Annotated in this window: 19 protein-coding genes; 7 read left to right on the forward strand and 12 right to left on the reverse strand. The window is 61.1% G+C overall.

Annotated elements, in window-relative coordinates:
- Positions 1-7: 7 nt before the first annotated feature.
- The 3 genes from rpsA to LG371_RS10200 form a co-directional block, all read right to left on the reverse strand.
- Positions 8-1,684 carry a 30S ribosomal protein S1 gene (gene rpsA / locus LG371_RS10190; RefSeq protein WP_067592338.1) on the reverse strand — a complete coding sequence of 559 codons (1,677 nt, stop codon included), beginning with the start codon at positions 1,682-1,684 and terminating at the stop codon, positions 8-10.
- A 198-nt stretch (positions 1,685-1,882) separates the two neighbouring features.
- A complete protein-coding gene (gene cmk / locus LG371_RS10195; RefSeq protein ID WP_067592336.1) occupies positions 1,883-2,536 on the reverse strand; it encodes a (d)CMP kinase in 654 nt (217 codons plus the stop codon).
- A gap of 31 nt (positions 2,537-2,567) precedes the next feature.
- Complete coding sequence (locus tag LG371_RS10200) at positions 2,568-2,792, reverse strand: hypothetical protein (protein WP_156503508.1); 225 nt, start codon at positions 2,790-2,792, stop codon at positions 2,568-2,570.
- 142 nt (positions 2,793-2,934) lie between these two features.
- On the opposite strand from LG371_RS10200, the gene LG371_RS10205 reads away from it, so the two are divergent.
- The 3 genes from LG371_RS10205 to LG371_RS10215 all read left to right on the forward strand — a co-directional run bounded on the left by LG371_RS10205 (position 2,935) and on the right by LG371_RS10215 (position 5,448).
- On the forward strand, positions 2,935-4,557 hold the full coding sequence (locus LG371_RS10205) for a M48 family metalloprotease (protein ID WP_225748413.1): 1,623 nt from the start codon (positions 2,935-2,937) through the stop codon (positions 4,555-4,557).
- A gap of 204 nt (positions 4,558-4,761) precedes the next feature.
- Positions 4,762-4,920, forward strand: a complete 159-nt coding sequence (locus LG371_RS10210) for a hypothetical protein (protein ID WP_225748414.1) — start codon at positions 4,762-4,764, stop codon at positions 4,918-4,920.
- 75 nt (positions 4,921-4,995) lie between these two features.
- Entirely contained in the window at positions 4,996-5,448 is a 453-nt protein-coding gene (locus LG371_RS10215; RefSeq protein WP_225748415.1) for a hypothetical protein, read from the forward strand.
- A 113-nt stretch (positions 5,449-5,561) separates the two neighbouring features.
- Here the strand turns inward: LG371_RS10215 and LG371_RS10220 are convergent, their stop codons facing one another.
- On the reverse strand, positions 5,562-6,344 hold the full coding sequence (locus tag LG371_RS10220; RefSeq protein WP_067592330.1) for a polyamine aminopropyltransferase: 783 nt from the start codon (positions 6,342-6,344) through the stop codon (positions 5,562-5,564).
- Positions 6,345-6,474: 130 nt separating this feature from the next.
- Between LG371_RS10220 and aspA the strand changes: the two genes are divergently transcribed.
- Positions 6,475-7,872, forward strand: coding sequence for an aspartate ammonia-lyase (gene aspA, locus LG371_RS10225; RefSeq protein ID WP_067592328.1), 1,398 nt, complete (start codon positions 6,475-6,477; stop codon positions 7,870-7,872).
- A 106-nt stretch (positions 7,873-7,978) separates the two neighbouring features.
- On the opposite strand, the gene LG371_RS10230 is transcribed toward aspA, so the two are convergent.
- From LG371_RS10230 to LG371_RS10240, 3 genes are all read right to left on the reverse strand, one after another.
- Positions 7,979-8,182 carry a DUF4926 domain-containing protein gene (locus tag LG371_RS10230; RefSeq protein WP_067592321.1) on the reverse strand — a complete coding sequence of 68 codons (204 nt, stop codon included), beginning with the start codon at positions 8,180-8,182 and terminating at the stop codon, positions 7,979-7,981.
- Positions 8,179-8,895, reverse strand: a complete 717-nt coding sequence (locus LG371_RS10235; protein ID WP_067592319.1) for a beta-ketoacyl synthase chain length factor — start codon at positions 8,893-8,895, stop codon at positions 8,179-8,181. Before LG371_RS10235 ends, LG371_RS10230 begins: the two co-directional genes overlap by 4 nt.
- Positions 8,896-9,014: 119 nt before the next feature.
- On the reverse strand, positions 9,015-9,905 hold the full coding sequence (locus LG371_RS10240) for a LysR family transcriptional regulator (protein ID WP_225748416.1): 891 nt from the start codon (positions 9,903-9,905) through the stop codon (positions 9,015-9,017).
- A gap of 117 nt (positions 9,906-10,022) precedes the next feature.
- Here LG371_RS10240 and LG371_RS10245 point away from each other — a divergent pair, with 117 nt between their 5' ends.
- A complete protein-coding gene (locus tag LG371_RS10245) occupies positions 10,023-10,598 on the forward strand; it encodes an NADPH-dependent F420 reductase (protein WP_067592315.1) in 576 nt (191 codons plus the stop codon).
- A 94-nt stretch (positions 10,599-10,692) separates the two neighbouring features.
- Positions 10,693-11,175, forward strand: coding sequence for an SgcJ/EcaC family oxidoreductase (locus tag LG371_RS10250; protein ID WP_225748417.1), 483 nt, complete (start codon positions 10,693-10,695; stop codon positions 11,173-11,175).
- A 127-nt stretch (positions 11,176-11,302) separates the two neighbouring features.
- Here the strand turns inward: LG371_RS10250 and LG371_RS10255 are convergent, their stop codons facing one another.
- The 5 genes from LG371_RS10255 to LG371_RS10275 form a co-directional block, all read right to left on the reverse strand.
- On the reverse strand, positions 11,303-12,418 hold the full coding sequence (locus LG371_RS10255; RefSeq protein ID WP_225748418.1) for a beta-ketoacyl synthase N-terminal-like domain-containing protein: 1,116 nt from the start codon (positions 12,416-12,418) through the stop codon (positions 11,303-11,305).
- A gap of 3 nt (positions 12,419-12,421) precedes the next feature.
- Positions 12,422-12,898, reverse strand: coding sequence for a hypothetical protein (locus LG371_RS10260; RefSeq protein WP_225748419.1), 477 nt, complete (start codon positions 12,896-12,898; stop codon positions 12,422-12,424).
- Positions 12,899-12,976: 78 nt separating this feature from the next.
- Positions 12,977-13,267: a phosphopantetheine-binding protein gene (locus LG371_RS10265; RefSeq protein WP_370632689.1), complete on the reverse strand. Its 291-nt coding sequence runs from the start codon at positions 13,265-13,267 to the stop codon at positions 12,977-12,979.
- Positions 13,264-14,511: an ABC transporter permease gene (locus LG371_RS10270; protein WP_225748420.1), complete on the reverse strand. Its 1,248-nt coding sequence runs from the start codon at positions 14,509-14,511 to the stop codon at positions 13,264-13,266. The genes LG371_RS10265 and LG371_RS10270 overlap by 4 nt, the downstream gene beginning before the upstream one ends.
- Before the next feature lie 86 nt (positions 14,512-14,597).
- Positions 14,598-15,491 carry an ABC transporter ATP-binding protein gene (locus LG371_RS10275; protein WP_225748421.1) on the reverse strand — a complete coding sequence of 298 codons (894 nt, stop codon included), beginning with the start codon at positions 15,489-15,491 and terminating at the stop codon, positions 14,598-14,600.
- A gap of 167 nt (positions 15,492-15,658) precedes the next feature.
- Between LG371_RS10275 and LG371_RS10280 the strand changes: the two genes are divergently transcribed.
- Positions 15,659-16,705, forward strand: a complete 1,047-nt coding sequence (locus tag LG371_RS10280) for a 2,3-butanediol dehydrogenase (RefSeq protein WP_067592291.1) — start codon at positions 15,659-15,661, stop codon at positions 16,703-16,705.
- Positions 16,706-16,924: the final 219 nt, after the last annotated feature.

Raw genomic sequence — 16,924 nt, forward strand, 5'->3', positions numbered from 1 at the left:
AGCATCCTTATTCGTTGTCGCCGCCCAGCTTGGCCTTCAGGAGGTCGCCCAGGCTGGTGGTGCCGGCGTGGCTGGCCGCAGCATTCACGGTATTGAGCGCTTCGCGGTTTTCTTTGGCGGTGCGGGCTTTCACGGAAAGCTTGATGTTGCGGTTTTTGCGGTCTACCGTAACGATCACGGCTTCCACTTCGTCGCCTTCTTTCAGCTTAGTGGTCAGGTCTTCCACGCGCTCGCTGTCGAACTCGGAAGCGGGCAGGTAGCCCACCACTTCGTCGGCCAGCTGCACTTCGGCGCCTTTGGCTTCAACGGATTTCACGGTGCCTTTCACCAAGGCGCCTTTGTCGTTGATGCTGATGTAGGTGCCGAAGGGGTCGCCTTCGAGCTGTTTGATGCCCAGGCTGATGCGTTCTTTCTCCACATCGATAGACAAAACCACGGCTTCCACGTCTTCGCCTTTTTTGTATTTGCGCACGGCTTCTTCGCCGCTTTCGCTCCAAGAAAGATCGGAGAGGTGTACCAAGCCGTCGATGTTGCCGGGCAGGCCCACGAAAATGCCGAAGTCGGTGATGGACTTCACGGCGCCGGTGAGTTTGTCGCCTTTATTGAAGTTGGCGGCAAATTCTTCCCACGGGTTGGGCTGGCATTGTTTCATGCCCAAGCTGATGCGGCGGCGGTCTTCGTCGATGTCCAGAATCATCACTTCTACTTCGTCGCCCAGCTGCACCACTTTGCTCGGGTGAACGTTTTTGTTGGTCCAGTCCATTTCGGAAACGTGTACCAAGCCTTCGATGCCCTGCTCGATTTCAACAAACGCGCCGTAGTCGGTGAGGTTGGTTACCTTGCCGAACAGGCGGGTGCGGGCGGGGTAACGGCGGGCGAGGCCGCTCCAGGGGTCTTCGCCCAGCTGTTTCATGCCCAGAGATACGCGGCTGCGGTCTTGGTCGAACTTGAGCACTTTGGCTTCCACTTCCTGACCCACTTCCAGCACTTCGCTCGGGTGTTTCACGCGGCGCCATGCCAAATCGGTGATGTGCAGGAGGCCGTCGATGCCGCCCAAGTCCACGAATGCGCCGTAGTCGGTGATGTTCTTCACGATACCTTTCACCACGGTGCCTTCCTGCAGGCTTTCCAGCAGGGCCTGGCGCTCTTCGCCCAGGGTTTCTTCCAGCACGGCGCGGCGGGATACCACGACGTTATTGCGTTTTCTATCCAGTTTGATCACTTTGAATTCTACTTCTTTGCCTTCAAAGTGAGAGGTGTCTTTCACCGGGCGCACGTCTACCAGCGAGCCGGGCAGGAAGGCGCGGATGCTGTTGATCATCACGGTGAGGCCGCCTTTGACCTTGCCGTTGATCACGCCGGAGAGGATCTCGCCGCTTTCCATGGCTTCTTCCAAAGCCAGCCAATCGGCAGCGCGTTTGGCTTTTTCGCGCGAGAGTTTGGTTTCGCCGAAGCCGTTTTCCACGGATTCGATGGTTACGGTAACGAAATCGCCGACTTTTACTTCCAGCTCGCCCTGGGCGTTTTTGAATTCGTCCAGATCAATCAGGGATTCGGATTTCAGGCCGGCATTCACGATCACGTGTTTGTCGGTAATCGCCACCACTTCGGCGGTGATCACCTCGCCCTGGTTCATTTCTTGTACGGCTGAGTATTCTTCCAGTAACTGGGCAAAATTTTCCATAAGGTTTTGTCTTTTCCACGCACGGCCAAGGAGTGCGGAGGGTTGAGGTTGCTAAAAGCCTGCCGCCCTTGGCACGGCAGGCAGGGGTTTAATCTGTTTGCTTGTCTTTAACGGAAAAGCAATCAATCAACCGGTTATGCAGCACACGCGCCTCAAAACGGGGCGGATGCGCCGAAAGTGCGGCATTATACAGCAAGTTTATTTTTCCCGATACCAATCAAGCACTTTTTTTACCGATTCTTCGATGGTGAGCGCAGAAGTGTCGAGCAGGCGGGCTTCGGGCAGCTTTTGCAGCGGCGCAACGGCGCGCTTGCGGTCGGCTTCGTCGCGCGCTTCGATGGCGGCCAGGATGCGCTCGAAACGCTCGCCAGAAAGCGGCTCGCCGATTTGCCGGGCGCGGCGTTCGGCACGCACTTTCGCCCCGGCGGTGAGGAATATTTTGAGTACGGCATCGGGGAACACCACCGAGCCCATGTCGCGCCCGTCGGCCACCAAGCCCTGTTCGCCGAGAAACGCGCGCTGCCGTTGCAACAAAGCCTCCCGCACCGCGGGCAGTGCCGCCACCTGCGAAGCGCCCATGCCGATTTCCTCGCTGCGGATGGCGGCCGACACGTCTTCCCCGTCCAGCAGCACCGCGCCGGCGGCAAACTCGGCCGGCAAGGCCTGCGCCAAGGCGGCCACTGCGGCTTCGTCTGCCCAATCCGCGCCTCGGCGGCGGGCATGCAGCGCGGTGATGCGGTAGAGCGCGCCGGAATCGAGATACGCCCAGCCCAGCGCCTCGGCCACGCGCTGCGCCACCGTGCCTTTGCCCGATGCGCTCGGCCCGTCGATTGCGATTACTTTCTGCGGCATAGCTGTCTCCGAAATCCGAAAAAGCGCTATCTTACCCGAGATTGCGTCGGCGCGGGGCGGGCGTGCCGGCAACGGGGTTTTCAGGTAGCCTTGTCGGCAGATCAAAGGCTACCTGAAAATTTGTTACCTTGCTTTTGCGGAATGCTTGGTTTGCTTCTATTTTTTCCGTTTCTACTTTTTCAGGTAGCCTCCTAGCCGGCAAACAGGCTACCTGAAAAATAATCGCCGCCAGAGTTAGAATACGTTGCCGGCTCATTCTCTTTGCATCGGCCACCCCCCCGCCGCAAAACCATTTTCAGGTAGCCTCCCAAGCATTCCGCATCAGGCAAAAGGCTACCTGAAAGCGTCAGCTTCAACGAAGTGGACCGATGTCTTGGCGAAGCCAAGGCTGAGTTTCTGTGAAGCTAAAACGCCAGCTTCAGCGCAGTCAAACCAGCTTGGCGGGTTTCTGCAAAGCCCAAAACCAAGCCCCCCATTTTTCAGGTAGCCTCCACCCTTTGCCAAACCCCGCCGGATTGGCTATATTCAGCCCATCCCTCCCGAACACGGATTCCCCCATGCGCTTCTTCCGCCGCCAACAGCAAGCACGCCGCCGCAGCACCCGGCTGGTGGCGCTGTATGCGCTCGCGCTGGCCGGCACAGTCGTCCTCACTGCCGCCGTGCTCGGCAGCCTGCCGCTCATCTTCGGCTTCGGCAGCCCGCGCCACAGCCTGTGGTGGTACTACCTGCCGCCCGCCATCCTCGTGTGCCTGCTCACCATCGGCCTCAGCCTGCACCGCCTGCGCGAACTGCGGCTCGGCGGCGAAGCCGTGGCCAAACGCCTCGGCGGCGAGCAGCTGCAACTGCAAGAAGCCAGCTTTGCCGAACGCCGCCTGCTCAACGTGGTGGCCGAAACCGCCCTGGCCGCCGGCCTGCCCACTCCGCCCGTGTACCTCCTGCGCCGCGACGGCAGCATCAACGCCTTCGCCGCCGGCCTCAGCCGCCGCCGTGCCGTAATCGGCGTTACCCAAGGCGCGGTACACCGCCTCAAGCGCGACGAGCTGCAAGCCGTGATTGCCCACGAATTCAGCCACATCCTCCACGGCGACATGCGCCTCAACCTCCGCCTCTCCGCCTGGCTGCACGGCCTGCAAGGCATCGCCAGCAGCGGCCGCTACTTCCTCGAAGGCCGCGACGACGAACACTACCTCGAATACCGCCGCAATAAAAACGTAGACAACCACCCCTTCGACAACGGCATCGAAATCATCATGCAAACCCTGCCGCTGCAAGTCTTCGGCATCCTGATGATTGCGCTGGGCTCCATCGGCAGCCTGTTTGCCGGCTGGCTGCAAGCCGCCGTGTGCCGCCAGCGCGAATTCCTCGCCGACGCCTCCGCCGTGCAGTTCACCCGCCAAACCGCCCCGCTCATCGAAGCCCTGCGCAAAATCGCCCGCAGCGGCAGCTGCCGCCTGCGCTCCGCCCAAGGCCCCGAATACGCCCACATGATGTTCGGCCGCATCACCTCCGGCAGCCTCGCCGCCACCCATCCCCCCATCATCGAACGCATCCGCCGGCTCGACCCGCTGCCGCCCGCCGCCTCGCCCCCGAGCTCAAAGGCGCCAACGGCCCCGTCTACTTCGCCGAAGATACTTCCGCTTGCCCCGCCGCCGAAGCCGACCCCGTTGCCGACCAAAGCGAAGCCCTCTACCGCCACCGCCAAGCCACCATGCAGGCACGCATCCGCCGCTACCGCCCCACCACCCCGCACCTGCCGCTCCACGCCGACTGGCAGGCCGCCGCCCTCGACGGCGAATACGCCTCCGCCGCCCTGCTCTGCCTATTCCAAATCCACAGGCTACCTGAAAGCGCCGCCTTCAACGCAGTGCAAACACAGCGCAACGGCTTTCTGCGCAGCACAACCCAGCCAAGCCACACCGTCGCCCTCACCCCCTTCGTCGGGCAACAGCTCGCCCGCCTGTGGCAACACCCCCTGCTGCCCAGCACTGAGCTGCTCGAACACCTCCTGCCCGCCTTCGTGATGCAGGAAGACAGCGCCCAGCAAGCCGTGCTCGACCAAATCCGATGCCACTTCCGCCAACAGAGCGCCAGCCGCGAGCAAACCCAGCTTTGGCTGCTGCTCAAAGCCTACCTCGCCCCCACCCCCCGCCCGGCCACCTCGCCCAACACCCGCCGCCAAGCCCTCCTCCGCGCCGCCGAGCTCCCCCCAACAGCTGCAAACCGCCGTGAAAGGCGCCCTACTGCTCACCAATCCCGCCAAAACCGCCCTACTGCGCCCCCTCTCCGCCACCCTAGCCGTGAGCCAGCCCCTGCTGTGGCGCTACCTCTGCGTGCGCCTTGACGTTGGCGCCTGGCACTTCGGCGCCGCCGACCGCCGCGGCTAAAGGCTACCTGAAACCTTCCCGCCGCCAGTTTTCAGGTAGCCTTCCTCCCAACCCAAGCCCGCCCAAGAAGAAAGCATGAAACGCCCGCTTCCCCTCCTCGCTGCCCTCTTCCTCCTCACTGCCTGTCAGAAAGACGCCGCCATGCCCACCGCCACCTCCAGCCCGACGCCCCCGAAAACCAACGAAGAAATCCTCGCCGCCGCCGAAGAGCACCTCGCCACCTACCGTTATTTCGACGCTGCCGCCTGGGCATACGAGCTGAAACAACGTGGCGTCGCCCTGCCCCCGCGCCTGCAAGCCGTGCTGGATGAAGAGCGCTACAACCCAGCCGCCCCGATATGCACCGGCAGCATCTACCACCTCCAGCCGCAGCAGCTCGCCCGCGTGCAAAGCCTGGCCGAACACGGCGACCGCGCCGCCGCCCACCGCCTGTGGCAATACTACACATTCTCCGCCCCCAACCGGGACACCGCCGAAGGCCAAGCCGCCGCAGACTACTGGGTAAAGCAAGCAGGCGAGCCGGAATAGCGCTTCTCGGCATGGCAAAAAGGCTACCTGAAAATCAGGTAGCCTTTCATACAACCATTACTCAATCGTGGCGGATATTTTTCAGGTAGCCTCAAAGGCTACCTGAAAATTCCTCAGCGCAGCCATTTCCACTCGCTGCCCGGCGGCGGCTCCGCCCGATGCAGCATGTTTTTAAAGCCCAGCCGGAACTGCTTGTCGAGCTCGGCCGCCCTTTTCTGCAATGCCGCCAAAGGCTGCGGCGTCCAGCTTTGGAAGGCCAGCACCGCCACATTGCCGTGCGTTTCCGCCAGCACGCACAACACGCGCTGCTCAAACACTTTCGACAGCCGTTGCAGGAAAAGCGGGTAGCGCTTATCGCCGCTCCACCAGTTGGTCACGAAAATGCCCTGGCTGCTCAAGGCGGTGCGGCAGTCGGCAAAGAAAGGCTCGCCCACCAGCGAATCGATAATCTGCTCGCCGTCGAAGCCGTCCACCAGCAAAATATCCGTGCCGCCGCGCAGGGTTTTGATGTATTCCGCGCCGTCGGCCTCGATGATTTCAAACTTTTCGCCCTCAAACGGCAGCTCAAACAGCCCGCGCGCCACGCTGATCACCTGCGGGTTAATTTCCACCGCCGTTTGCGCCACCTCGGGCAGGCAGGCATCAATCCAGCGGGTAAACGAGCCGCCGCCCAAGCCGATTTGCGTGATGTGCCGCACCGAAGGCGCAAACAGCAGCCAGGCCATCATGGCGCGGCTGTAGGAAAGCACCAGCTCGGCGGGGTCGTCCACATTCATCGAGCTTTGCACCGTTTCGCTGCCCAAATGCAGCGAGCGGATGTTGCCGAGCTCGGAAATGCCCACTTCGGGCATGGCCGCGCGGGCGGAACGCAGCCGGCGGTAGGGATGACGTGCCATAGAAACAAACCTTTATTGAAGAGGGCGCGAATTCTAGCACATTTCCCCGACGGCAATCGGGCGGCCGGGGCAAGCCGAAAACGGCGGAACTTGGTATCATCCCGCCATCCCTCCACGCAAAGGAAACATCATGAACACCCGCACCGAACACGACCTCTTGGGCGAGCGCAGCATCCCCGCCGACGCCTATTGGGGCATCCACACCTTGCGCGCCATGGAAAACTTCCAGATTTCCGGCCAGAAAATCTCCGACGTGCCGCAGTTTGTGCGCGGCATGGTGATGGTGAAGAAAGCGGCGGCGCAGGCTAACGGCGATTTGGGTGCGCTCCGGCCGGAAATTGCCGACGCCATCGCCCGCGCCTGCGACGAAGTGCTGGAAAAAGGCCGCTGCCTCGACCAATTTCCTTCCGACGTATTCCAAGGCGGCGCCGGCACTTCGGTAAACATGAACACCAACGAAGTGATCGCCAATCTGGCGCTGGAAATCCTCGGCCACGCCAAAGGCCGCTACGACATCGTAAACCCGATGGACCACGTGAACGCCAGCCAATCCACCAACGATGCCTACCCCACCGGCTTCCGCCTAGCCGTGTATGAAAGTGTGGAAGGGCTGCTGGGCAAATTAGACTACCTGAAAAACGCCTTCACGCAAAAAGCCGAAGAATTCAAAACAGTGCTGAAGATGGGGCGCACCCAGCTGCAAGATGCCGTGCCGATGACGGCGGGGCAGGAATTCAAATCCTTCCAAGTGCTGCTGGAAGAAGAAATCCTCAATCTGGAGCGCACGCGCCGGCTGCTGCTGGAAGTGAACCTCGGCGCCACCGCCATCGGCACCGGCGTGAACACGCCCCCGGGCTACGCCCCGCTGGCGGTGCAAAAACTTTCCGCCATCAGCGGCCTGCCCTGCAAGCTCACCGAAAACCTGATTGAAGCCACTTCCGACTGCGGCGCCTATGTGATGGTGCACGGCGCGCTCAAGCGCACGGCAGTGAAGCTCTCCAAAATCTGCAACGATTTGCGCCTGCTCTCCTCCGGCCCGCGCGCCGGCCTGAAGGAAATCAACCTGCCCGAAATGCAGGCCGGCTCCTCCATTATGCCGGCCAAGGTAAACCCGGTGATTCCCGAAGTGGTGAACCAAATCTGCTTCAAGGTGATCGGCAACGACACCACCATCACCTTCGCCGCCGAAGCCGGCCAGCTCCAGCTGAACGTGATGGAGCCGGTGATTGCGCAATGCATGTTTGAAACCATCTCGCTTTTGGGCAACGCCGCCGCCACGCTGGCCGACAAATGCGTGCGCGGCATCACGGTAAACCGCGACATCTGCGAGCGTTATGTATTCCACTCCATCGGCCTGGTCGCCTACCTCAACCCCTATATCGGCCACGAAAACGGCGACTTGGTGGGCAAAATCTGCGCCCAAACCGGCAAAGGCGTGCGCGAAGTGGTGCTGGAGCGCGGCCTCTTGAGCGAAGCCGAGCTCGACCGCATCCTGGCGCCGGAGAATTTGGTGAACATCGATTCTTGAGCGATATGCAAGAAGGGATGGTTCGCCATCCCTTCGTTTGGTAGCCAAGCATAAAGGCTACCTGAAAATTTCAACTGCGCAGACACGCCCCTGCGCTGCACTTTTTTCAGGCAGTCTCATACTGCTCGAAATCCCTTGGCGCATGCAACACCAGCAAAGCCAGCGTTTCGCCCCTTTGGTTGGCAAACTCCACCTCGTAAGCATCGCGCCCATACACGTCCACCACCGTGCCGATGCTGCCCGCGCGCAAGCCGTGTTCCCGCCAATCCCGCTTCAGCCGCACCACATCCAGCAGCCGATATTCCCTCATCTTTCGCCCCATTCCACCCGCAAAGCAGGCCACATCCCGCGCCGCGGCAACACTGCCCCGCCCTGCCGCGCCCGATCCTCCCACGCCAGCACCGCAGGCAGAAAGCCCGCCGCCGCAGGCACAAGCGCCGATGCCGCTTCGCCTTCCCCGGCCACGCTTATCCTGCCGCCTTCTGCCCGCGGCAACAGGCTACCTGAAAGTTTCCACCACACGCTGCCTTCCGGCTCGCCCTCCGCCGCACGCTCATACGCCCAGCCCAGCAGCACGGTTTGCCCGGGTTCGGCCAGCATCTCGTTCAGCGCGGCATACAGCGCCGCCCAGCAATCTTCCGCTTCCGCCGCCAGAAACACACTGTTGCCGCTGCTGCCGAGAATCTGCGCCAGATGGAAAGTGGCGGCGTTGTGGATATTGGCCATGAAATCCAGCGGCGAAGGCAGCCCGGCCGCCAGTTTCTGCCGCATCGCCGCCAAACGGCCGGGCGAGCTGAACGGCGAAGCCAGATATACGGCCGGGTTTTCAGGTAGCCCTTGGCACAGCGGCAGCGCGCCCAGCAGGGCAAGCAGGGTGAAACGGCTCAGGCGGCGCGCGTCGATGCCGTATTGTTCGCGCAGGAGTCGGCGCAGTTCGCCGTCTGTCTGCTGCGGCTCGGCCAGGAAGCGGCTGCCAGCCTGAATGCGGCACAGCGGCCGATTAAGGGGAAAATCTGCCAGCATATTCGGCAATCGTCCTTTCTGTTTTCAGGTAGCCCGATATAGTGGATTAAATTTGAATCAGAACAAGGTGGCAAGGCGGGGCAACGCAATCCTGGTTTAAATTTAATTCGCTCTGCTTTTCAGGTAGCCCTCTTTCCGCCAAACACTTCTTTCAACGCTTCCAGCACCGCCGTGTTTTTCGCCGACTGTTTGGCATGGGCAACGACGGCGTAAATATTTCTTGCTGCCAGCCGGTGCTGTGGCAACACGATTTTCAGGCGCCCGCTGTCGAGCAACGGGGCGATTTCGAGCGACAGGGCAAGGGTTAATCCCAGCCCTTCGGCGGCAAGATAGTAGGCGCTGGCGGCGGATGAAGGGCATTCGGTCAGGCTGTCGGGCCAACGCCCAGACAGGCCGAGTTCGTCCAAGGCGGCGCGCAGAATGGTTTCGCTGTGGCACAACCAGTGCGCGGAAAGCAGGTCTTCCACACGCCGCACGGGGTGGGCATCCAGATAATCGGGCGAAGCGCAGATGTGCATTGGGCAGGCGGCGAGGCGGCGGGAAACATTGTCGGGCGAATCGGCAATTTCGCCGGCGCGGATGGCGATGTCGGCATCGTTGTGCTGCAAATCGACGGCTTCGTCTTGCGCCATCAGGCTGATGCGGATATCGGGATGGCGCTCGCGCACCGTGTCCAGCAGGCGGCGGGTTTCGGGCGCATTGATGAAGCCTGTGGGCAGCGAAATCCGCACCTGCCCGCTCGGGCGGTGTTTCAGCGCGGCCATGTCGTCGTCGGCCTGCCGCATGGTTTGCGCCAAATGCTCGGCATGGCGCAGCAACAGCTGGCCGGCTTCGGTCAGCTCCAGGCGGCGCGTGCTGCGGTTGAGCAGTTTCACGCCGTAGAGCCGCTCCAAATGCCGTATGTGCTGGCTCACCGCACTGGCGGTCATGCCCAGCGGCACGGCGGCACGGCTCATATTGCCCTGTTTGGCCACTTCGGCAAAAATCAGCAGCAGTTTCGCCTTTTCCATTTCAAGTTCTGCTTCAAACTGTTTCAAGAAATACACGGATTATCAAGCAATGCTTATCCGAATACAATGCGCTCCAAGGTTAAGCAATTCTCTTCAACTCGTATCCAGGAGCAAAAAGTGGCAAACATTTCTATTTTCGGACAAGGCAATATGGGCAACGCCATCGGCAGTCTGTTTCAGGCGGCAGGGCATCAGGTTTCGTTTGTGAAACGCGGTGAGGCAAACGCACAGCTGGGCGACATCGTAGTGCTGGCCGTATATTTTGCCGCTGTGGACGACATCATCAGCCAATACGCCGCGCAGCTTGCAGGCAAAACCGTGGTGGACATCAGCAATCCGGTCAATTTTGACACGCTGGACGGCCTAACCGTTGCCGCAGGCAGCTCGGCCGCCGAACACATCGCCGCCAAATTGCCGCAAAGCCGCGTACTCAAAGCCTTCAACACCAACTTTGCCGCCACCCTGGCCAGCCGCAAAGTGGCCGACAAAGCAGAAACCACCGTACTGATTGCCGGCGACAGCGGTGAAGCCAAACAGCAGCTGGCCGACGCACTGAAAGGCAGCGGCGTGCACAGCAAAGACGCGGGCAGCCTGAAACGGGCGCGCGAGCTGGAAGCCTTCGGCTTCCTCGCCATCACCCTGGCCGTGCGCGAGCAAATCGGCTGGACGGGCGGCTTTGCATTGTTTGACTGATTCAGCCCGAAAAGCTACCTGAAAAAGCAAAACGGCTTTTCAGGTAGCCTCACCACAGCCAACCGACACTTTTCCTTCTTTAAGGAGCCAACACATGAAAAAACTGATGTCCATCCTCGTGGCCGCCGCCGCATTCGCTGCACCCGCCGCCTATGCCGACACCCAAACCGCACCCGATGCCGTGATTCATGCCAGCCGCCAAGACCAAACCGCCATCAACCGCCTGCTGGCCGATTACGCCGCCGCACTCAAAGCCGAATCGCCGCAAGCCGTTGCCGCCCTATTTACGGCAAACGGCGTGGTTATGCCGTATTCCTCGCCCACGGCTGCCGGCAAGCAGGGGCTGGAGGGCAACTACTCGGGGCTGTTTGCCAATGTCGGTTTGGATTTGGATTTCACCGTGCTGGAAATGAACGTGCTGGGCAGATACGCCTTCGTGCGCTCCACTTCCAAAGGCCCGGTTACCGTCAAATCCACCCGCCAAACTGCGCCCGATGACTTCCGCGAACTTTGGGTGATGGAAAAAGTAAACGGCCAATGGAAAATCGCTCGCTATATGTTCAACCAATCGCACTAACGCTTCCATCGTAAAGCCAGGGCAAACCACTTTCACCGGCTGGTTTGCCTTTTGCCGCATCTTCCAAAGGCTACCTGAAAACACCGGGAATCGGTTTTCAGGTAGCCCGATATTTTTCAGGTAGCCTTCAAGCCTGCCAATCCAGCAGCCAGGCGCAATGGCTGCCGCCGAAGCCGAGGAAGTAGTTGAGATAGCTGCCGTTAGGCAGGGGCCGGCCGTGCAGGGTGGGTAGGGGGAAACCGGTGCTGGCTGCGGGCAGCGGCGGTAGGCGGCCTTGTTGCAGAGCGGCGAGCAGCAGCGCGGTTTCCAGCGCGGCACCGGCGCCGAGCGTGTGCCCCGCATAGGGCTTGAACAGCAGCGCGGGCGTGTGCGGCCAAAGCGTTTCGCGCACCTGCATTTCCACCGCGTCGCTGAGGCCGCCGCTGCCGTGGGCTTTCACGCCACGCAAATCTCGGGCGGCGGTGCCGGCGCGGCGCAGGCATTCGGCAAGCAGGCGGTGCAGCGGTTCGGCGGAGGAGGCGGTGAGGTTGGCGTGGTCGGTTTGGGCGGTGAGGCCGCGCAGGCGGCAGGCGTAGCTTGGGTGCGGACGGGCAGACAGGGCCAGCGCGGCGGCGGCTTCGCCCAGCACTAGGCCGCCGGCATCGCAAAACGGCAGCCTGCCCGGCTCGGTTTCCAGCAGGTTCATGGCGTGGAAATGCTCGAAGGTGAGGCGGTTGAAGCTTTCGATGCCCAGCACCACGGCGCGCTCGGCCAGCCCGTTTTCGATGCTGCGGGCGGCGGCGAGCAGGGCTTGGGCGGAGGAGGTGCAGGAGGTGGCGAAGCTGAATACGTTTTCGCTGGCGAAACGGGTTTTCAGGTAGCCTGCGATTTCGCACAGGGTGAAGCGTTCTGCTTCGGTACACACGGGCCGCGCGGCTTCGCGGTCGGACATCACATAGGAGGTGGAGCCGAGGAAGATGGGCAGGCCGGCCAATTCGGCTTCGCTCCAGCCGGCATCGGCGGCGGCGCGGCGGATTTCGGCTTCTGCCCAGCGGCACAGCTGCGCCAGCGTGGCCAGCTCGGCGGGAAAGGCGACGAAATACGGCAGCGCGCGCGGCTGCCCCAGGCCGTGTGCGGTGCGGGCGGCAGGCGGCGCAAACGGGTGTTCGGGCGGCCCGAAGCGGCGGCTGCCCTGCCCTTGTGCGCACCAATAGTTGCTGCCGCACAAATAGGCGGCGCGGAGCGGGTGGCTTTTGATGTTCATTTTTCAGGTAGCCTCAAGCGGGTTGCCCTGCGTTTCCAACACTTCCCATTCGTATTCTGCCTCGTGGATGGCCAGCGCATGGCCGTTTTCCAAATACAGCTCGAAATCGCCGTGTTGTGCAAACCAATTAGCCAAAACGGCTTGCAGGGCGGGCAGGGAGACGAGCGCCCAGAAGCCGAAGCCGTTGTCGCTTAAGCTTATCCACGCCTTATCGGCAAGCAAGGCGCGGATGCGGCGCAGCATATCGGCGCGGGCGGCTTGGTGCTGAGCTTGTCGGAGCGCGCGGTTGATGATGCCGTTTTCATGAACCGGGAAGGCAGCGGCAGCCGGGCGGTCGATGCGGTAGATGCCTCTATCCACAAACCGACGGGCAATCTCGCCATCGCTGCCTTGCACGGCTTCGATGCCGAGAAAGGCGTAGCGCTTCAGCAGGCGGGCTTGGGCATGGCGCTGTTGGAGTTGGGTGATTTTTGGGTTCATCTGGCGGGAGGATTTAGGGGATGGAGGCTACCTGAAAATAGGGAAACCAAATTTCAGGTAGCCTTTTTTCAGGTAGCCCTACGCCCCGCGCTGTTCGCGGACAAACGCCGCCAAATCGCGCACATTCATCATGTGTTTGCGCACCATGCGGTCGCCGTTGAGGCGCACGCCGTAGCGGGCTTGCAGCGCCACGGTGATTTGCAGGGCATCGAGCGAATCGAGGCCTATCGGGCTTTCGGGGCCGAACAACGGCGTGTCGTCGGCGAAGGCGGCCATGTCCACCTCGTCTTGTTTTTCGGTTTCGCGCACAATCAGCGTTTTCAGCGCCTGCTCCAGCGCGGGGGAGCTCAAATCGGGAGTGTTCATCAGAATCTTGCCTGGGTGATCAGTTGGCGGCGGTAGAGCGCGGCGGCGGCGGCGAGCGCGGCCAGGCCGAAGCCGGCGAGCTGCCACAGCTGCGGCGCGATTTGCGCCAAGGTGTAGTGGTTTAACAATAATTTTTGAAAAGCGGCCAAGCCCCAGCCCATCGGCGAGAGCTGCGAGAGCCGCTGCATCAGCTCGGGCATGATGTGCACGGGCACCATCACTCCGCCCAGCGCGGCCATGATGATGATGCCGCCGCCGCCCAACACCACGGCATGCTCGGTGCTTTTGGCCAGCACGCTCACCAAAAGCCCATAGCCCAGCGCGGCCAGGCTCACGGCGCAAGACACGGCGGCATAGCCCGCCCAGCCGCCGGCCAGCGCGAAGGCAGGCATATCCAGCAGCGGCAACACCCACGCGCCCAGCGCCACCATGCCGGCAAACTGCAACTGGTTGATTAAAAAGTAGGGAATCAGCTTAGCAGCCAAGAGTTTCCAAGCGGGGGCACGCGCCATGTTCAGGCGGGTGAGCGTGTTGGTTTGGCTCTCCATCGCCATCACATTGGAAAGCGGTATCATGATGAAAAACATGCCGAAAATCAGCCAGGCGGGCACGCTGTGCTGCACCGAATTGGGCTGCTGCACGGCCTCGCCCTGGCGGTTGAGGTAGGTTTCCTGCCACATCTTGCGCCCGAGGTAGGCCTCGATTTGGCTGAATTTGCCGTCCAGCTCTTTGTTCACTTGGTCTTGAATGCGGCGCACGGCGGGATTTTTGTTGTTGTCCAACACAATTTCGTTGCCGTCAAAATACTGCGCCAGCCGCGCTTCGGTGTAGTGCTGCTGCATCAGGCCTTTGATGCCGAGCAGCCAGCCGCGGTCGGCATCGGGCTGGAGCCACAGGCGCAGCGGCTGCTCTTCGCCCAGCGGGGTGGTTTCATCGTTTGGGTTGAGCAGCAGCAAATCGGCCTCGCCGCGCTGCAAGGCTACCTGAAAATCGGCAAGGCGGCTTGGCTCGGCCAGCCGCACATGCAGTTTTTCGTTTTGCAGGGCTTGGAGGAATTGCCGGTTGAGCCGGCTGTCGGGCTTGCCGAGCAGCACGATTTGCGCGTCGGGATTGAGGTTTTCCTGGCTGCTGCTCAAGGCGGCCGACATAATCAGCATAAACAAAATCGGCATCACAAACAGCACGGCCACGCCGTGCAGGTCGCGGCTGAGCAGCTTGATCTCTTTAACGATGGCGGCGGCTAGCATTCGGCAGCTCCGGCGCGGGGGTGGGGATGAAGGTTCATTGCTTTGTTATCAACAGTTCGTGCGCAAATTTTTCAGGTAGCCTTTTTTCAGGTAGCCTGTTTGGCCAGAAAATCCAAATAAAAGCTTTCCAACGAGGCAAAGCCGAAACGGCAGGCCTGCGCGGTGTAGCCTCGGGCGTGCAGCGCGGCCAGCAGCTCGGCGGGAGCGGCGGTGTCGAAATGCAGCGTGCCGTCGGCGGCACGGCGGCCTTGCAACGCGGCCAGCTCGCCATCGGGCAGCGGCGGCTCGGTGCGCAGACTGAGGCCGGATTCTGCGCCTTGCCGCAAAATATCGTGCAGCCCGCCGTGATACACCAGCCGCCCGCCGTGCAGCAGCGCGATGTCGCGGCACAGCAGCTCGATTTCCTGCAAATAATGCGAGGTGTACACCACGGTGATGCCTTGGCGGGTAAGCCCGGCCACGCTGTCTAAAATAAACCGGCGCGATTCGGGGTCGATGCCCACGGTGATTTCATCGAGAAAAATCAGCTTGGGGCGGTTGATGAGGCCGATGGCGAAATTCAGGCGCCGCTTGAGCCCGCCGGAGAGGTGTTTGGCCAGTTTGGCTCGGTGTTCAGAGAGGCCGGTTTGCGCCAACAGGTTTTTCAGGTAGCCTTCATCGCGCACGGCATACAGCGCAGCGAAAAAGCGCATATTGTCCCACACGGAAAGCAGCGGATAAAACGCAAAATCCTGCGGCACCAGCGACACGCGCTGCCGCTCCTTGGCCGGTAGCTTCTGCAGGGGCACGCCGTCAAACAAAATCTGCCCGCCCTGCACAGGCAAGAGCCCGGCCAAAAGCGACATCAGCGTGGTTTTGCCCGCACCGTTGGGCCCGAGCAGGCCCAGCGCCGAGCCTTCGGCCACCGGCAGGCTCACGCCGCGCAGCGTTTCTTCCCGCGCGCCCGGGTAGCGATAAGTAATCTCTTGTATTTCAATCATAAATATTCACACTCGCCCGCAAAGCGCCGCTGCTTTCCGCCCTGTGCTTCTCCCCGCCGCGCTCATAAAAAAATAATATCGAAATAATATAACAAATCCGCTTGAAACTCCCGCCCAAAGTTCCTACAATCAGCACTCCTTTCCAACCCAACATAAGGATTGCTGACATGAGCAAAATGAAAGCTGCACGATGGTACGGCCGCCGCGACATCCGCGTGGAAGACGTAGCCGTTCCCGAAATCACACGCCCCTCTCAAGTGAAAATCGCCGTGAAATACACCGGTATTTGCGGCAGCGACCTGCACGAATACCTCGGCGGCCCGATCTTTATCCCGGTAGAGAAAGAGCACCCCTATTCCGGCCGCAAAGCCCCGCTCACCCTCGGCCACGAATTCTCCGGCGAGATCGTGGAAGTGGGCGCCGACGTGACCAACGTGAAAGTGGGCGACCGCGTTACCGTTGAGCCGATTTTGGCCAAAGACGGCCTCAAAGGCAAATACAACCTCGACAAAAACCTCGGCTTCGTAGGCCTGGCTGCCGACGGCGGCTTCACCAGCTACTGCGTGGTAGACGGCGAATTGTGCCACAAGCTGCCCGACAGCATCGACTTCGAACAAGGCGCGCTCACCGAGCCCGCTGCCGTGGCTCTGTATGCCGTGCGCCAGAGCAAACTGAAAGCCGGCGACACCGCCGCCGTGTTCGGCTGCGGCCCCATCGGCCTGCTCACCATCGAAGCCCTGCGCGCCGCCGGTGCCACCACCATCTACGCCATCGAGCTTTCTCCCGAACGCCAGGAAAAAGCCCGCGAACTGGGCGCCGTGGTGATCGACCCCTCCAAAGTGAACGTAGTGGAACACATCAAAGCCGAAACCGACGGCGGCGTGAACGTGTCCTTTGAAGTAACCGGCGTGGCCCCCGTGCTCAAGCAAGCCATCGAATGCGTGGAAAACGACGGCGAATGCGTGATCGTGAGCATTTGGGAAAACGAAGCCTCCATCCACCCGAACGAAATCGTGATCAAGGAAAAAACCGTGAAAGGCATCATCGCCTACCGCGATATTTTCCCCGCCGTGCTGCAACTGATGGAACAAGGCTACTTCCCGAAAGAAAAACTGGTTACCAAACGCATCAAGCTGGAAGACATCGTGAACGAAGGCTTTGAAGCACTGGTGAAAGAGAAGAGCCAGGTGAAAATCCTCGTGTCTCCGAACTAATCGCTTGTTTCAAGCCGCTACCGCCTGCATGGGAAACCGTGCGGGCGGTTTTTGCTGGCTATAGCGAATCAAATTGGCTTTCGATACCAGGCAGCGAGCCGCAGACAGTACAGGAGTACGGCAAGGCGAGCTAACACTGTAGCGAAAGTTAAGTTGGTTCGCTATACCTGAAAACCTGCCGGCCATGCCTGCCATATTGGGCAAGAATATTTTCAGGTA

The organism is Eikenella sp. Marseille-P7795 (genome assembly GCF_916618725.1).
GTDB classification, from domain to species: domain Bacteria; phylum Pseudomonadota; class Gammaproteobacteria; order Burkholderiales; family Neisseriaceae; genus Eikenella; species Eikenella longinqua.